General features: G+C 45.4%; 1 pseudogene. It reads left to right on the plus strand.

What is annotated here, in order from left to right:
* Window positions 1-174: 174 nt before the first annotated feature.
* Window positions 175-273: pseudogene (locus tag CWB78_RS18510) on the plus strand (metal-dependent hydrolase); the annotation flags it as partial.
* Between the last annotated feature and the right edge of the window lie 29 nt (window positions 274-302).

Consider the following 302-nt stretch of genomic DNA (forward strand, 5'->3'; position numbering starts at 1 on the left):
CGGAACGGTTACGTGGGTCCCTCCACAAGGCGCTCAGAGCTCAACTCCCCCGGGGATCGCCATTAGCTTGTTAGATGACAAAACCAATCGAAACGCGAAGAGCGAAAAACTGCGGGGGACGAGGGTAAAATCCGGCAATCCAACGTATACCATGTAGTAAAACCAGGCCTTATTTTGATTGTAGATTCTCATTGCGATTTAGACCGTCTTGATTTTGATAATCACGATTTAAACCAAGCCCAAGTACTTGATAACGCTCGAGCTAAAACGGTATAACATTTTTTATGTGTAAGAGTCCGACT

This window comes from Pseudoalteromonas sp. S1612 (genome assembly GCF_005887175.1).
Classification (GTDB): Bacteria; Pseudomonadota; Gammaproteobacteria; order Enterobacterales; family Alteromonadaceae; genus Pseudoalteromonas; species Pseudoalteromonas undina.